General features: G+C 40.3%; 14 protein-coding genes and 1 tRNA gene. 14 read left to right on the forward strand and 1 reads right to left on the reverse strand.

Features of this window, described 5'->3' with window-relative positions; translation table 11 throughout:
- Positions 1–174: 174 nt before the first annotated feature.
- From SanaruYs_RS06070 to SanaruYs_RS06100, 7 genes are all read left to right on the forward strand, one after another.
- The gene (locus SanaruYs_RS06070; protein ID WP_246011858.1) at positions 175–645 is read left to right on the forward strand and encodes a TlpA family protein disulfide reductase; all 471 of its coding nucleotides are present in this window, start codon (positions 175–177) and stop codon (positions 643–645) included.
- 20 nt (positions 646–665) lie between these two features.
- The gene (locus tag SanaruYs_RS06075; protein ID WP_127121636.1) at positions 666–1,274 is read left to right on the forward strand and encodes a thioredoxin family protein; all 609 of its coding nucleotides are present in this window, start codon (positions 666–668) and stop codon (positions 1,272–1,274) included.
- A gap of 773 nt (positions 1,275–2,047) precedes the next feature.
- The gene (locus SanaruYs_RS06080) at positions 2,048–2,470 is read left to right on the forward strand and encodes a TraR/DksA family transcriptional regulator (RefSeq protein WP_127121985.1); all 423 of its coding nucleotides are present in this window, start codon (positions 2,048–2,050) and stop codon (positions 2,468–2,470) included.
- An 83-nt stretch (positions 2,471–2,553) separates the two neighbouring features.
- The gene (gene scpB / locus SanaruYs_RS06085; protein ID WP_306307926.1) at positions 2,554–3,183 is read left to right on the forward strand and encodes an SMC-Scp complex subunit ScpB; all 630 of its coding nucleotides are present in this window, start codon (positions 2,554–2,556) and stop codon (positions 3,181–3,183) included.
- On the forward strand, positions 3,170–4,891 hold the full coding sequence (locus tag SanaruYs_RS06090; protein ID WP_127121637.1) for a pseudouridine synthase: 1,722 nt from the start codon (positions 3,170–3,172) through the stop codon (positions 4,889–4,891). The genes scpB and SanaruYs_RS06090 overlap by 14 nt, the downstream gene beginning before the upstream one ends.
- Before the next feature lie 140 nt (positions 4,892–5,031).
- A complete protein-coding gene (locus tag SanaruYs_RS06095; protein ID WP_127121638.1) occupies positions 5,032–5,355 on the forward strand; it encodes a hypothetical protein in 324 nt (107 codons plus the stop codon).
- 23 nt (positions 5,356–5,378) lie between these two features.
- Complete coding sequence (locus SanaruYs_RS06100; RefSeq protein ID WP_127121639.1) at positions 5,379–6,299, forward strand: hypothetical protein; 921 nt, start codon at positions 5,379–5,381, stop codon at positions 6,297–6,299.
- Between the two features lie 81 nt (positions 6,300–6,380).
- On the opposite strand, the gene SanaruYs_RS06105 is transcribed toward SanaruYs_RS06100, so the two are convergent.
- Positions 6,381–6,453: transfer RNA gene (locus SanaruYs_RS06105), tRNA-Phe, on the reverse strand.
- Between the two features lie 174 nt (positions 6,454–6,627).
- On the opposite strand from SanaruYs_RS06105, the gene SanaruYs_RS06110 reads away from it, so the two are divergent.
- From SanaruYs_RS06110 to SanaruYs_RS06140, 7 genes are all read left to right on the forward strand, one after another.
- Positions 6,628–7,932, forward strand: coding sequence for a 4Fe-4S dicluster domain-containing protein (locus tag SanaruYs_RS06110; protein ID WP_127121640.1), 1,305 nt, complete (start codon positions 6,628–6,630; stop codon positions 7,930–7,932).
- Between the two features lie 46 nt (positions 7,933–7,978).
- Positions 7,979–8,302, forward strand: coding sequence for a YegP family protein (locus tag SanaruYs_RS06115; protein WP_127121641.1), 324 nt, complete (start codon positions 7,979–7,981; stop codon positions 8,300–8,302).
- A gap of 30 nt (positions 8,303–8,332) precedes the next feature.
- Complete coding sequence (locus SanaruYs_RS06120; RefSeq protein ID WP_127121642.1) at positions 8,333–9,115, forward strand: (Fe-S)-binding protein; 783 nt, start codon at positions 8,333–8,335, stop codon at positions 9,113–9,115.
- A 34-nt stretch (positions 9,116–9,149) separates the two neighbouring features.
- A complete protein-coding gene (locus SanaruYs_RS06125; protein ID WP_127121643.1) occupies positions 9,150–9,641 on the forward strand; it encodes a hypothetical protein in 492 nt (163 codons plus the stop codon).
- A 44-nt stretch (positions 9,642–9,685) separates the two neighbouring features.
- The gene (locus SanaruYs_RS06130; protein WP_127121644.1) at positions 9,686–11,680 is read left to right on the forward strand and encodes a CHU_0125 family OmpA-like outer membrane integrity protein; all 1,995 of its coding nucleotides are present in this window, start codon (positions 9,686–9,688) and stop codon (positions 11,678–11,680) included.
- A 76-nt stretch (positions 11,681–11,756) separates the two neighbouring features.
- Positions 11,757–15,164: a beta-galactosidase GalA gene (galA, locus tag SanaruYs_RS06135; protein ID WP_127121645.1), complete on the forward strand. Its 3,408-nt coding sequence runs from the start codon at positions 11,757–11,759 to the stop codon at positions 15,162–15,164.
- Positions 15,165–15,209: 45 nt separating this feature from the next.
- Positions 15,210–16,901 carry a sodium:solute symporter family transporter gene (locus SanaruYs_RS06140; RefSeq protein WP_127121646.1) on the forward strand — a complete coding sequence of 564 codons (1,692 nt, stop codon included), beginning with the start codon at positions 15,210–15,212 and terminating at the stop codon, positions 16,899–16,901.
- The last annotated feature ends 41 nt before the right edge of the window (positions 16,902–16,942 follow it).

Here is a 16,942-nt window from a genome sequence, read left to right on the forward strand (position 1 = left end):
TCAAAAGAGTCGTGTGGATAACTCCAAAAAATTGTGGAAAACTATTTCTTCTCTTTTTTGGATCATTTTCCCGTTAATCGTATACAAATAACACTCTATCACAAAAAGTAGCTCGTTGGCATAATGATTGCCAAATTGATAAACTTACAAACCGTATTTTCGTTTTCCCTATTTATGAGACGTATACTCCTTTTCAGCCTTTTATCTTTTTTATTCACAAACCTTTCTCTAGCACAAACCAAGGTTATCAAGTTTCCTGCGCTGGAAACGATGCTGCAAAAGAAAGACGGGCCAATTCAGGTTATTAATTTCTGGGCCACCTGGTGCGGTCCATGCGTTAAAGAATTACCCATGTTTGAACAGGTGAACACAAATAATACGAACGTAAAAGTTACCTTGGTTAGTCTGGATTTTGCCGATAAACTCGACAAGGTTGATGCCTTTATTGCGCGTAAAAATATGAAGAGTGCAGTGTTGCTGCTTGATGATATTGATTACAACAGCTGGATTGATAAGGTTGAAAAAAGCTGGGAAGGTGCAATTCCTGCAACACTTATCTATAATCCGACCAACGGCAAGCGCGTGTTTACACAACATGAGCTTAAAGAAGGCGAACTCGAAAAACTAATTGAATCTGTACAATAACAAACTAAATAAATAAAACCATGAAGTACTTCAAATCACTTATTGCAGCCGCTTTCGTAGCTGTTCTTTTTGTTGCAGCTAAACCGGCAGGGTATGGCGTTGGCGATACCGTTGCTGACTTTAAACTTAAAAATGTTGATGGTAAAATGATTTCTTTAGCCGATTTCAAAAGTGCTAAGGGAGCCATTGTAATTTTTGATTGCAATACCTGCCCTTACTCACAAAAATACAATGACAGAATTATTGCGCTTGCTAAAAAGTATTCAAGCACTTTCCCAGTTGTAGCCATCAACTCCAACTCTCCCGAAGTATCCCCTGGCGATTCTTTTGAAGAAATGGTAAAGTATGCAAAAACCAAAGGTTATACTTTCCCTTATTTATTTGATGAGACACAAGAAGTAGCCCACAACTATGGTGCTACCAATACACCACATGTCTATGTGCTGAAAAAGGAAGGAGCCACTTTCAAAGTAGCCTACATTGGCGCCATTGATAACAACACTAAAGATGCCGCTGCCGCAGATAAAAAATATGTTGAAGAAGCAGTTGATGCTTTGATTGCCGGAAAGGCAGTGCCCACTGACAAAACAAAAGCAATTGGTTGTACCATTAAGTGGAAGCCTGCTTAATCATTTATTGAACTGCTTTTAAAAGAGGCTGTAAAGGATCTCGGTAAATCCAAATGGGTTCACCAGGCCAATACAGCCTCTTTTTATTTCAATTCGGTTGCTGCAGTTGTTAAACCGTTTTCATGATTTCCATCATGGAAACCCAAAACAGTTTTTGTTGCGAATCTGCGTTGCGGACGACTAGATTTCACAAATTTTAACAAAGAGCAAGTTCTTAAAGGCTACACAAGAATCCATTTTTAACGAAACAGGGCTCCTTTGAACCTTTAATAGACATTGTCCTAATAGAATTCTGTCATTATTCATTAGAGCAATTTTTATTCTAAGCTGCGTATTTTCAAAAAAAGGAAATTTGGAGTAGCGGGATATTTTTTGAGTTATTTTTTGTTTTGTGATGCCTACGCGTAATTTTGCGCAACTTTTTACCAAACACTCGGAATTATATGGCGAAGTCAACCAAAAAGGCGAGCCCTAAAAAAGCAGCTAAAAAACCCACAGCTAAGCCTGGAGCAAAGAAACCTGTAAAAGCAGCCAAAAAAGCTGCACCTAAAAAGGCAACCAAACCAGTAGCTAAAACGGCTAAATCCGCGAAAAAAGTAGCGGCTAAAAAAGCTGTAGCACCTAAAAAAGTGGCTAAACCAGCGCCAAAAGCAGCTGTAAAACCAGCAAAAACACCGACTCAACCAGTAAAAGCAGCTCCGGTTAGTGCCCCACCAGCTCCTAAGCCATCGCTTGCACATACTGTTTTCCCTAACGTTACGCAACAAAGACCTGTGGCACATCGCCCTGCCAATGCTGCTGCCTCCTCTGCCTCAGATAACAGAACACGTTATTCTGAAGAAGAATTGAAGGAATTTGAAACACTTATCAATACAAAACTTGATAAGGCACGCAGCGAATACAAAATTTTGAAAGACACCCTCAACCGCAATAATGACGAGGGTACCGATGCAACCTCAGGCGGCAATACCAAAGTTTTGGAAGATGGCGCTGAAACCGCTGAAAAAGAGAATATGAGCCAATTGGCTGCTCGTCAGCAAAAGTATGTTACCAACCTTGAAAATGCCTTGGTTCGCATTAAAAATGGCACTTATGGCATTTGTTCTGTAACAGGTAAACTTATTTCTAAAGAACGTTTAATGGCTGTTCCGCATACAACTCAATCTATTGAGGCTAAAATGCAGCAACAGGACTAATTGTATTTTCTAAACCTATCCTATAAAGACCCCGTTTACGGGGTTTTTTCTTTTATACAGAGACTTAATAAAAACGTACCTTTGTGGAAAATAGTAATACCGTGGATTTCCTACAAAACCATATCGAAGCACTCATCTTCTGTGCGCCTCACCCAGTAAAAGTAGCTGATATACATGCTTGCCTTTCAGAGATGTTTGGAGCAGATGTGCCCGAAGATGATATCAAAGGCGCAATTGAACGTATTGAACAAAAATTTTCTGCTGAAGAGTTTTCCTTCCAGCTCAATAAGGCTGCCGGTGGCTACCAGTTTTTAACCAAACCAGCTTATCAAGCCAGCATCGGCATTTTGCTAAAACAACAGTCGAAAAAGCGTCTTTCCACAGCAGCAATGGAAACACTTTCCATTATTGCTTACAAGCAACCTATTTCCAAAACCGAAGTGGAAAATATTCGTGGTGTAAACTGTGATTATGCCGTTCAGAAATTAATGGATAAGGGACTTATTGAAATAAAAGGAAAAAGCGAAAGTGTAGGCCGCCCCATGCTTTATGGCACAACCACAAAGTTTATGGAGTATTTCGGCATTAACGATTTAACTGAAATGCCTGTTCCTAAAGACTTCACGCAGGAAGTAATTAGCACCATAGGAGAAAGCACAGACTCAAAAGAAACAACAATAAACAACAATACAGAAACAGATGGCCAAGCGTAAATTATCGCGTACTGATCCGCGCACAAGCGGAAGCGATGCAGGCCGCAGATCTTCTAAAGGCACAAGTAAAAAAAGCGCTTCAAGAAGTTCTTCTAACTCCCGTAGTGAGAGAACATCTGCCCCGCGCAAAGTTTCAGATAAACCTAGCGACAAAAGACGTTCTTCCCGTTCAGGAGAAGAAAGTCGTGAAGAAAGACCCAGAAGAGGTTCTTCTACCAGAAGTGCACCACGCGCTGAAGGAAGAGGTGAAAGATCTTTCGATAAAAAAAGAACAGGTGGAAGACCTGAACGTGGAGGTAGCAGACCTTTTAATGCAGATGCAAAACCAAGAAGAGGTTTTCCTGAAGGCTTTAAACGAGATGATGATGAAAGACCCAGACGTACATCAAGACCAGATGGCGAACGTCCCTCTTTTCGTCAACGTAGCGATTCCCCTGAAAAACCATTTAGAGGCAAAACCGATAATCCCTTTCCCCGCAAACGCGAATTCGATAAAGACGAAAATCCTGAAAGGAGAAGTAGTGCTGGCAGAAGTAGACGTGATGATAGTGAAAGACCTGCTCGAAGAACTTTTTCAAAAGATGAAACTGCTGGTCGCTCCGACAATCCTTTTACGCGTAAACGTAATGCCGATGAGACAGAGCGTCCTGTAAGAAGGGATGAGGATAGTAGCGATAGAAGCAGTGATGAAGAGAGACCTGCTCGTAGAACTTTTTCGAGAGAAGAGCCTACAGGAAGATCAGATAATCCATTTACGCGCAAGCGAAGAGCGGAGGAAGATGAGAGACCTGCAAGAAGAGATGATGATTCAAGGGACAGTCGCGATAGAGATGACACTGAAAGAAAACCTTTCGGTAAAAGGAAGCCTTTTGAGAGTCGTGAGGTAAAAAATGAACGTGGTGAAAGAAGACCACGCAAATCTTTTACAGAAGGAAAAACAATTTCATCCAGAGGTTTCAAGGACAGAGGAGATGCTGTTGAAGAAAAGCCTGAGAAAATGCGCTTGAATCGTTACATCGCCAACAGTGGTGTAAGTTCACGCAGAGAAGCTGATGAAATTATTAAAATGGGTTTGGTTACCGTTAATGGTAAAACCATAACAGAAATGGGTTATCAGGTTCAGCCTGGTGATGTTGTTAAGCATGAAGGCAAAATGCTTCGTGCCGAAAAGCATGTTTATGTTTTAATGAATAAACCCAAGGGCTATCTAACTACCACTCGCGATCCTGATGATCGTATGACAGTAATGCAGTTAGTGGCTTCTCATATAAAGGAAAGAATTTATCCGGTAGGCAGATTAGACAGGAACACCACGGGCCTTCTACTTTTAACCAATGATGGCGCATTAGCCGAACAGCTTTCACATCCTTCTTATAATGTAAAGAAGATTTACAAAGTAGAACTTGACAGACCTTTGGCAAGACAAGATTTTGAAAAGATCGGACAAGGTGTACAGTTGGAAGAGGGTCGTGCTATGGTCGATGACATCGCGATGGTATCAGACGATGGCAAAACCGTTGGTCTTGAAATTCATATTGGATGGAACAGAGTAGTTCGCAGAATTTTTGAATCTCTTGAATACCAGGTGATGAAACTCGATAGAACAATTTATGCAGGTCTCGATAAAAAAGATTTGCCAAGAGGTAATTGGAGACATTTGAGAGAAGAGGAAGTTATTCGCCTTAAACATCTTAAGAAAGGTACCTGAGATGTGGTATAAAAGTTAAACAAAAAAAGATGGTGCCATTCGGTGTCATCTTTTTTTGTTTTTATTCACCAATGAAAATACCAAAGTTTAGGTATTGCGCAACGTAGTGTCTACGGGATACATTGCAGAAAATAGTTGGTATGAAATATTTAGTAAAAATTCCAAGATTTATTTCTGTCTTAATTCTATTGGTCTCATTGATGGCCAGCACGTGCGAGCCGGATATTCCTGAACCTCCTGTAACTAGTGGAAATGGAGGAAACGGAGGAGGAGGAAGTGCGGTATGTTCCGGTAGTTACAGAAGTCCTGTTAGCGATGTACAGCTTGATTCATTTTGTGGTACTGCTTATGCTTACCGTTGCTTAAGTGGTTTACCGTTAAACTCTACTGAAGTTCAAAGTGTCTGCTCCATTTATAATAGTCTTAAAGAACCGGGCACACCCAATTGCCCTTACTGTCAATAACATTTCAAATAACGGATATGTATATGAAATCATTCAAAAGGTTATATTTCGTTTCAATATTTTTAATGATCTCTTCTGCAGCGATTGCACAAGACTTGATTATTAAAAAAGATGGCTCTGAAATCAGTGCCAAGGTTGTGGAGGTTGAAGATTTAAAAGTAAGGTATAGAAGATTTGATCAGGGTACTACTGGTCCTATATACTCCCTTGCCAAGGCCGACATTTTTATGATTCGTTATGAAGATGGAACCAAAGATGTTTTTGGTGCGTCTCAAACAGGTATAACAAGTCCTACTCAAACACCTGCTCCTGCTAACACAGCAGAGCAGCCAGTAAAGACAGCTCCAGTTCAAACAAATACTACTTCTGTATTAAGTGCGATGCCTCAAAATACTTATTCACCAGCCAGTAGTAGTGGTGCAACCTCATCGCGCTTTTTTGTCAGCTATGCGCCCGGCACCTTTGCTGATCTCGGTATTAGCATGGGTACTTTATCAGACAAGGGAGCGCTTTATTTTACGGGGCGCTTTTCGAGTAATTCTTTTGGTGAAGTTTCCATCTATGAAATGACCGATGCCGATGGGATAGATGATGACTTTTGGATCTGGGACTATACAGGCAACTATGAATATAGGCGTGGATCATTCTTAGTTGGTTATATGGCTAATATGGGAGGTAACCTGGATGGCACAAGCATTCATGGATACTTTGGTGTTGGCTACGGATATGCCAACTATATGTATGAATATGAACAGATCGGTTCTTCTGGTACTTCTTATGGCTATGAATTGATCAAATACACCGATGTAAGCAAGTCTTCTGTTGAGGCTGAATTTGGTATGCTGGTTGATTTTAATGGCTTTAACCTTAGCATTGGATATTCAACACTTGCCTTTTCTGAGGGTATGCTGACTTTTGGCGTTGGGTTGTCTTTTAAGCGCTAATCGCTGAGAAAAGATTTTCTAGTTAAAGATTGGCTGATGGCCTAAAAGCAAAAAAGGTGTCTTTTCAGACACCTTTTTTTGTGGTGATGGAGGGAATTGAACCCCCGACACAAGGATTTTCAGTCCTTTGCTCTACCAACTGAGCTACATCACCTTAAAACCACCCAAATAACGGGTAGCGGGGCACAAAAGTAGATAAATTTACTTTCCGACCAAAAATGCTATCAGAAATATTCTTCTTTTATCAATCTCACAAGCTTCTTTCTAAAACTCATTCTAAATTGTTTACAAAATTGGAATTATAACGATTGAAGCTTAACCTCGTGGTATGATTCAGCAAATTGCATTTGTCATTACACTCGGCATTGCCGCCTTCTTAATCCGTAAGCGTACTTTACGTATTCGCGATAACATTAAGCTTGGTAAACCTAACAACATTAAGGACAGGCCATCTGAGCGCCTCCAGAATATGCTGTTGGTAGCTTTTGGCCAGAAAAAAATGTTTAAAAAAGTAATACCTGCTCTACTGCATTTCTTCATCTATGTTGGCTTTTTGGTAATTAACCTTGAAGTACTCGAATTTGTGGTTGATGGTGTGTTGGGAACGCATCGTGTGTTTGCTCCTTTTCTGGGATCCTTCTATGGCGTTCTCATGAATGTTTTTGAATTTCTGGCAGTAGCTGTTTTGTTGGCATGTGTGTTTTTCCTGCTCCGAAGAAATGTGATGAGCATCCCTCGGTTTCAGTCTGCTGAGTTAAATAAGTGGCCCCGCCTTGATGCCAATCTGATTTTGATTACAGAGATTGTTTTAATGACGGCCATCCTTAGCATGAATGCGGCCGACCAGCTTTTGCAAGGTCGTGATGAGCATTATGTGGCAACCGGAAATTTATTCTTTAGCTCTTTTCTCATTCCACTTTTTGAAAACCTGAGCACTTCTACATTAATTCTTGTTGAGCGTTTTGCGTGGTGGTTCCATATTATTGGTATTCTTGGCTTTGCTGTTTATGTAACGTACTCCAAACACCTTCATATTTTTCTTGCTTTCCCTAACACTTATTATGGAAAGTTGGAAGCCAAGGGTCATATCAATAACATGCCTGTGGTTACCAATGAAGTAAAATCAATGTTGGGTATTGGTACTGACGCACCGGCCACTCCTGCTGAGCCCGGCCGTTTTGGAGCAAAAGACATAAACGATTTAAGCTGGAATAGTTTAATGGCTGCTTATTCATGTACAGAGTGTGGTCGTTGCACAGCAGAATGTCCTGCAAATCTTACCGGCAAAAAATTATCGCCTCGTAAAATTATGATGGATACCCGCGACCGGATGGAGGATGTAGGCAACAGTATAGCTGTAGGTGGTGCCGGCTTAAATGATGGTAAGTCATTACTTGGCGATTACATTACAAAAGAAGAAATCAATGCTTGCACCAGCTGTAATGCGTGCGTGGAAGCTTGTCCGGTTCTGATTAATCCATTAGAAATTATTGTAGAGTTGAGACGTTACGTTTCTATGGAGGAATCTGGTGCACCAGCGTCATGGAACAACATGTACCAAAACATTGAAACAAATTTTGCTCCGTGGAAATTTTCACCCAGCGACCGATTTAATTGGTCGAAGGAGGGATAGTGTGCCTGCGAAAAATTGAAGTTTGCTAACAACTTACCTATTTACTATGGGGTATTTTGAGATCAAAAAAAGAAGGGATGGCCAGATACTGCTTAATTTGAAATCAAGTAACAGTATGACGATACTGACTACCGAAGGTTACAACAGTGCCGAGGACTATGCTGAAAGCATGGAGGCCATAAAAAAAAATGCGATCAATGATGCTTGCTATGTCATTAAAGAAACAGCAGACCGAAAGTTCTACTTTGATCTTAAGGCAGCCAATGGTAGCGTTATTGGTAAAAGTGGGATTTACATGACTAAAGCTGCAGCGGGCCGGGGGGTTGATGCTGTAAAAAGAAATGCCCCTGATGCACACTTAAAAGAATGACCTTGAGTTTAAATTATATTTTCTAAAATTATGAATATACCTGTTGTTGCCGATTTAGCCGCCAAAGGAGAAAGTCCGGAAGTATTGTTTTGGGTTGGCTGTGCGGGATCGTATGACGATCGCTACAAGCGAGTAACCAAAGCATTTGTTAAAATCATGAATGCTGTGGGTACAAATTTCGCAGTATTGGGCACCGAAGAAAGTTGCACAGGCGATCCTGCACGAAGAGCCGGAAACGAATTCCTGTTTCAGATGCAGGCAATGTCGAACATACAGGTACTAAATGGTTACGGCATAAAAAAAATTGTAACTGCTTGTCCGCATTGTTTCAACACTATTAAAAATGAATACCCGGAACTTGGCGGAAACTATGAAGTGATTCATCACTCCACTTTTTTGCAACAGTTAATTAACGATGGGAAAATTAAACTGGAAGGTGGTGGTTCATTTAAGGGTAAAAAAATTACTTATCACGACTCATGTTATTTAGGCCGCGCTAATAATATTTATGAAGCCCCTCGTCAGGTACTTGAAGCACTTGATGCTGATTTGGTTGAAATGAAACGCTGCCGCACTACTGGATTATGCTGTGGAGCAGGTGGAGCACAGATGTTCAAAGATGCTGAAAAAGGTAAAAAAGAAATAAATGTTGAGCGTGCTGAAGAGGCATTGTCAACAGGAGCTAAAACCATTGCTGTGGCTTGCCCCTTCTGTATGACTATGATGACAGATGGTGTTAAAAACAAAGAGAAAGAAGCCGAAGTTTCAGTAAAAGATTTAGCGGAACTGATTGTAGAGGCAAAAGGTTTATAATCTTACGTTGTAAACCAATACACAGCTAATTTTTATGATTGTACCATTTGACGCTTTACCAGAAACAGCAAGGGTTTGGATATACCAAAGCGACAGGTCCCTACAGCCTGGTGAGTCAGACATAATTAAAAGTCGAATCTCCGGATTTTTGGAGAAATGGACTGCACACGGCAACACGCTCCACGCTGGGGTTGACATTGTACATGCTCATTTTATTATCATTGGCCTTGACGAATCTTTATCTGGTGCAAGTGGTTGTTCAATTGACAGTTTATTCCGCGACCTGAGTGCATTAGGTAAGGAGCTAAACGTTGATTTTTTCAATCGTGAACTCATTGCTTTTTTTGTAAATAATAAGGTTAAGTTGATACGAAGAGGAGACCTTAAAACGTTCTTTACTGAGGTAAATGCAGAGGTGTTAACTTTCAATAATCTTGTGTCTACCAAAGGAGCACTGGAGCAAACCTGGTTGCAGGCTGCTAAATTCGGCTGGCTAAAGCGGTACATGCCCACGGTTACGGTATAAAAGACTGCCTGCTTTTTTGTAGTTTTCGAAATTAGTCATAAAATATGCGTTATCTATCCTTCATTCTTGTACTATTATTGGCGGTGTCATGCAGCGTGGAGAAAAAAGCTATGAAGGCTTTTAATCGTGGTGAGTACCAGAACGCAATAGGTCTCTACCAAAAAACACTTTCAAAAAACCCAGGTAAAGCAAATTACTTTATTGCAGAAAGTTACCGTTTGTCGAACCGCATTAAAGAGGCTGAACCATTTTATGCCAATGCCAAGGGGATAGGAATAGATAAGGATACTGTTCAATTTTACTATGCACAGTCGTTAAAAGCCAATGGTAAGTACAATGAAGCCCTTACACAATTAAATAGCCTGGCCGAAAATGCTAGCAGCGACAAGCTAAAACGTCTTGCAAACGCACAGGTTAGTGGCATTCAGGAATTAGAAACAATTAAACAAAACAAAAGCTACTACCGTGTTAGAAATCTCGATGCACTAAATACCCCTTCAGCAGAATACTCTCCAGTATTTCTCAATAATGAACTGTATTTTACTTCAAATCGTGGCTCAGGCAAAATCTATGAAGCTGAGGGCAAACCCTTCTCAAATATTTATAAGGTTGCCTCGCGAGGAGCCAATGTCGATTTAAATACACTAGCACCCTTACCCTCCTCTATTAACACCGAAGGAATTAATGACGGTTGTGTTACATTTTCTCCTGATGGAAAAGTAATGGTCTTTGCAAAAGGTAATACCGGTAAGAAAAAAGGTGCTGAAGATGTAGATCTGTATATTGCCCGTTTTAGAAATGGCGAGTGGACTGCTGCTCAGCGTATAACAGGTAGCGTAAACACTCCTGGTCATTGGGAGTCAACTCCATCTTTCAGCCCTGACGGCAGAACTTTGTATTTCTCTTCCTCACGTCCGGGGGGCCAGGGTGGTTTAGATATTTACTCTGCACGTATGGATTCACGCGGTCGCTTTTCTCAGATAAAAAATCTTGGATCTGAAATCAATACTCCTGGGGATGAGTATTTTCCTCATATGGCAGAAGATGGTAAACTATACTTTGCTTCTGACGGACATGCTGGCTTTGGTATGCTGGATATTTTTGTAGTTAACCGTGTTAATGGACGCAACATCATACAAAACCTGGGTGAGCCTGTAAACTCAAATGCTGATGATTTCGGTATGTTTCTTTTTAAACCTGATCGTGGGTTCTTCACTTCCAATAGAGCAGAAGGAAAGGGAGATGATGATGTTTATACGTTTGTAAATGAAGATCCCAATCTCAAAATCATCAATTACTATTTAGAAGGCATTGTTTACTCACCTGATAAAGAAGGTAAACTTCAGTTATTACCTAATACCAAAGTTAGTTTGCTCGATAACAAAAGAGAGAGCATGACTGACTACGTAACTGGCAATGATGGTAAGTTCTTATTCCGAGTTTATGGTGATGAGGACTATGAATTATTTGGAGAGTTGGATGGCTATTTAACAAAACGTCAACCCTACACTACGAAAGGAAAATCCGTTGATCCGGCCACTTTAAAAGAACTCGTTACCAATATTACACTAGACACCATTATGGTGATGGATCGTATTGAGCTCAATAAAATTTTTGTGCTGGAAAATATCTATTTCGACTTTGCTAAATCCGATATTACACCTACAGCTGCAAAAGAACTAAACAAATTAGTAGAGATCCTTAAGGATAATCCTGAGATCAAAATTGAAATGGGCTCGCATACCGATAGTGTAGATACTTATGAGTACAATCTTTTGCTTTCTCAGCGCAGGGCTGAGTCTACAGTTAAATATTTAGTAAATAATGGTATCTCACAACAAAGACTAACAGCTAAAGGTTATGGTGAAACTACACCTATTGCCCGCAATACCAATCCAGATGGTAGCGATAATCCGGTAGGACGTGCCCGCAACCGCAGAACGGAGTTCAAGATCGTTGAAATCGGTGATGTGGTGAGACCTGTAAGTGAGGAGGCTGAATTTGATGAAGACAAATATTTTAAGGGAGATGGGAATTAATCGTGTAATACCTTTTAAAAAAATAATCTGATAAATTTCTCTCAAATATTTACCTTCATCGCTTACTTCCATAGCGATGAAAGCCACTAGAAATATTCAGCAGTCTCTGTTTTGTCTAACGCTAATTCTAGCATTTGCTTTTAATGCACATGCACAACAAAAAATCAACTTCGATAACGATTGGCGTTTTCATTTTGGGCATGCAAATGATCCTGAAAAGGATTTCAATTATAGCTTATCCACTATTTTTTCGAAATCCGGAAGTGCTGTTGGCACTGCTATTGACCCTAAATATAACGACAGCCTGTGGCGTAAACTAAATGTACCACACGATTGGGCTGTAGAGCTCCCTTTTGTTAACAAAGACAACTTTGATGTTCAATCACATGGATACAAACCTGTTGGTGGTTTCTTTCCTGAAACCAGCATAGGTTGGTACCGCAAGCATTTCAATATAGATAAGTCAGATTCTGGCAGTCGATTTCAACTACAGTTTGATGGTATTTTTCGCAATGCCAGTGTGTGGGTAAATGGTTTCTATCTCGGTACAAATGATAGTGGCTATGTTGGCGTTACTTACGACATAACTGACTACATCTATTTCAAAAAAGAAAATGTTGTAGTGGTGCGAGTTGATGCCACTCAATACGAAGGCTGGTTTTATGAAGGTGCTGGCATTTATCGTCATATATGGCTTAATAAATTGAATAACCTGCATTTTGCAACAGGGGGAGTATTCGCTTACTCAACGGTTCAGGATAAGAATGCTACCATCTCGATTGAAACAACTATTGAGAATCAAAATCTAGCTCCGGCCAATTGCACTGTTTTTTCTTACTTAACTGACCGTACTGGTAGAAAGCTTGCACAAACAAAAGAGCAGACGCTTAACCTGGCCGTTAATGCACAAGGCAAACTCATACAAAAAATTACAGTTAACAACCCAAGGCTATGGTCTTTGGAAGATCCTTATCTCTATAAACTGGTATCAGTTATTAAAAGCAATGGTAGCATTGTACACACCAACAAAGAGCGAATCGGTATTCGCACAATAAAGATTGATGCCAAGGAAGGTTTTTTTCTAAATGGAAAGCATATCAAATTATTAGGAACAAATAACCATCAAGATCATGCGGGGTTAGGTAGTGCCCTACCTGACTATTTACAATTCTACCGTATTCGTCTCCTAAAAAATATGGGTTCAAATGCATATCGTGCAAGTCACCATGCACCTACACCGGAGTTATTAGATGCCTGCGACAGTTTAGGTATGCTTGTGATGAACGAACAGCGCTTATTGAACAGCAGTCCGGAGTATATGGATCAGTTTACTAGGTTAATCCTGCGAGACAGAAATCATCCTTCAGTATTTATGTGGTCTATTGGCAACGAAGAAGGATGGATACAAACTAACTCAGTAGGTAAACGTATTGCCCAAACCTTGTTAGCTAAACAAAAAGAACTTGATCCTACACGAACCAGTATCTATGCTGCAGATCTTGCCAACGTTTTTAATGGTGTAAATGAAGTAAGTCCTGTCAGAGGTTTCAACTATCGTCAGTTTGCAGTAGCAGACTATCATCGCGATCATCCAACACAGCCTATTATTGGCACTGAGATGGGCAGCACCGTAACTACGCGTGGCATTTATCATAAAGACAGCATTCGTGCTTATGTGCCCGATCAGGATATAACAGCACCGTGGTGGGCTAGTAAAGCTGAAGATTGGTGGACACTGGCAGCTAATTCTAAATTTTGGTTAGGTGGTTTTATCTGGACAGGGCTGGATTATCGTGGAGAGCCAACACCTTATAAGTGGCCTAATATTAATTCGCATTTTGGTGTAATGGATGTATGTGGATTTCCAAAGAACATTTATTACTACTATCAAAGTTGGTGGACTAATCATGACATTCTTCACATCTCTCCACATTGGAATTGGCCTAATAAAAGAGGTGAGACTATCGATGTTTGGGTTAATTCAAATGCTGACGAAGTAGAGCTTTTCCTAAATGGAAAAACATTAGGTAAAAAAGTAATGCCGCGTAATAGTCATTTAAAATGGCCGGTTGTTTACGAGCAAGGTAAATTAGAAGCTATAGGTTATAAAAAAGGAAAAGTTTTAAAAACAAAAGTTGAAACAACCTGGCAACCATTTGAAGTGGTGTTAACACCTTACAAAACAACCATGCTGGCCGATGGAAAAGATGCTACTGTTATCAACATTTCTATTATCGATAACCAAGGACGTGAAGTGCCTACGGCTGATAACATGGTTCGCTTTGAAATAAGTGGTGATGCAAAAATTATTGGTGTTGGAAACGGAGACCCTAGCAGTCATGAGCCCGATAAATGTGAAGAAGGGCGTTGGCAACGCAGTGCTTTTAATGGCAAATGTCAGGTAATAATACAGGCCGGCACTAAGCCTGGTATTATCAGGTTTGAAGCAAAAGCAGCCGGGCTTTGGTCAGGTGCTACCGATATCATCACTGTGTCACCAGGAAGTGTTGCCTCAATAACACGAGATAAAACTTATGACCTGAGCGGTGAATCGGCCAAGGGTCGCGAAGTAACAAAAATGATGGGAGCAGACATTTCTTTTTTGCCTGAGTTAGAAGCACGAGGTATCAAATTTTCAGACAAGGGTGTTGAAAAAGATGCCATTCAGATCTTGAAAGATCATGGTTTTAATTATGTACGCCTGCGCATCTTTAATAATCCTGCTCATGAAAAGGGTTATTCACCAGACAAAGGCTTTTGTGATTTGCAAAACACTTTAGTTATGGCAAAGCGCGTAAAGGCAGCGGGCATGAAGTTGCTATTGGATTTTCATTATAGTGATTATTGGGCTGATCCAGGCAAACAATATAAACCTGAGGCCTGGAAAGATTTAGGGTTTACCGATTTGAAAAAATCTGTTTACAGTTACACCAAAGAAGTAATGACCGCCTTGAAGGAACAGGGCACAACACCTGACATGGTGCAGGTAGGTAATGAAATTAATCACGGAATTATCTGGCCCGAAGGAAGTGTAAGTCATTTGGATAGTTTGGCACAACTCATACGTGCAGGAACCGCAGCCGTAAAAGCTGTTGATCCGACTGTAGTTATGATGCTACATGTTGCATTGGGCGGACAACATGATGAGTCTGCATTCTTTATTGATAACATGGTGGCACGTGGTGTACAGTTTGATGTAATTGGCGAATCATACTATCCTAAATGGCATGGTACCTTAGATGATCTACGTGATAATTTAAATGATTTAGTGAAGCGGTATAATAAAGATGTGATTGTTGTAGAGTATTCCCATCGTAAAGAAGAGGTAAATAAAATTGCTTTTGAGGTAGAAGGTGGACGAGGAAAAGGTACTTGCATTTGGGAACCTCTTAGTACATGGGAATCTATCTTTGATAAAGAGGGAAAATCAAACGAGCTTATTGAACTCTACGATGTCATGAGTAAGGCTTATTTAAAAAAATAGAAATACTTTAGAAGCTAACTTTTATCAACATTTATACCTGAACTCATGGATCAGCTCTTACAGACCAGCGACTATATTGTTTTCCTTATCTATTTTGTTCTTGTTTCCTCCTACGGCCTGTGGGTTTACAATAGAAAAAAATCGGCTGAATCGTCCACCAAAGATTACTTTTTGGCAGAGGGTTCACTAACCTGGTGGGCAATTGGCGCTTCTTTAATTGCTTCAAACATTTCTGCTGAACAATTCATAGGCATGAGTGGTGAAGGTTTCTTCGCTGGCATTGCCGTTGCTGCTTACGAATGGATAGCCGCCATTGCGTTAATCATTATTGCTGTGTGGTTTATTCCTGTTTATCTCAAAAACAAAATATACACCATGCCTCAGTTTTTGAAGCAGCGTTATAATGAAACAGTGGCCATTGTAATGGCTGTGTTTTGGTTGTTCTTATATGTTTTTGTAAACCTTACCTCCATACTTTATTTAGGTGCTATGGCCATTAGTGGTCTGGCTGGTGCTGAGTATTTTTATGCTATTGTGTTAGGGCTTGCTGCCTTTGCTTTTGTTATTACCATTGGGGGTATGAAAGTAATCGGTTATACCGATGTTATTCAGGTAGCAGTTCTTATACTAGGTGGTTTTGTAGCCGTCTATCTTGCGCTTTATACTGTTGATGAAGCCTTGAATCAGGGCAGTAGTGCCTTTAACGGATTCTTAACCCTCATGAAAAAAGCACCAGATCATTTCCATATGATTTTTGATAAACCAACAGCCAGCAGCAGTGGTGATTATGTCAGTAAATACATCGCTCTTCCAGGTATCACCATGTATTTTGCCGGTCAGTGGATTGCTAATTTAAATTATTGGGGTTGCAATCAGTACATTACACAACGCGCGCTTGGGGCAGATTTAAAAACAGCACGCAACGGTATCCTATTCGCAGGTTTTCTAAAGTTATTCATGCCTGTAATCGTTATGCTGCCTGGTATTGCTGCATATGTTTTATACCAACATGGTTATTTCGATGGAGCGGTTTTTGATGGTAAAAAAGATGGAGCGTATTCTGCTATTTTAAGCTTACTGCCCGCAGGCATGAAAGGCCTTTCAGCTGCTGCTTTAACAGCCGCCATTGTTGCCTCACTGGCCGGTAAAGCCAATAGTATTTCAACCATTTTCACACTGGATATCTACCACAATTACTTTAACAAAACGGCTAGTGAAAAACAATTGGTTTGGGTGGGTCGTGTTACTGTATTAGTAGCCATGCTTATTGCTATTTTCTGCACCTGGGATGATCTGTTGGGCATTGGTGGCGAGGGCGGATTCACCTTTATCCAAAAGTACACTGGCTTTATCAGCCCCGGTGTTTTTGCCATGTTTATACTTGGCATGTTTTGGAAAAGAACAACTGGCACCGCAGCCATTGTTGGTGTGTTGTCAGGCTTTTTACTCTCTGTTTTTTTCAACAACTATGCACCCTCCGTTTTAGGTAACGAAACATTACTGTATACAGCCTATCCTGACGGTAAAGGTGGATTTGAGATACCCTTCCTCATCAACATGGGATGGTCATTTTTCTTTACGATGATATTAATGGTAGTGATCAGCTTGGCGGGGCCTAAGGTTAACCCCAAAGCTTTTGCGCTTGATAAAGCCATGTTTAAAGTAAGTCCATCCAACACCGTTTGGATCACTATTATTTTAATGGTTGTTATAGCCTTGTATGCTAAGTTTTGGTAGCTCATTTAACACATAAGTATTAACCAAATTCTATACTTTTG

This window comes from Chryseotalea sanaruensis (assembly GCF_003990915.1).
Taxonomy (GTDB): domain Bacteria; phylum Bacteroidota; class Bacteroidia; order Cytophagales; family Cyclobacteriaceae; genus Chryseotalea; species Chryseotalea sanaruensis.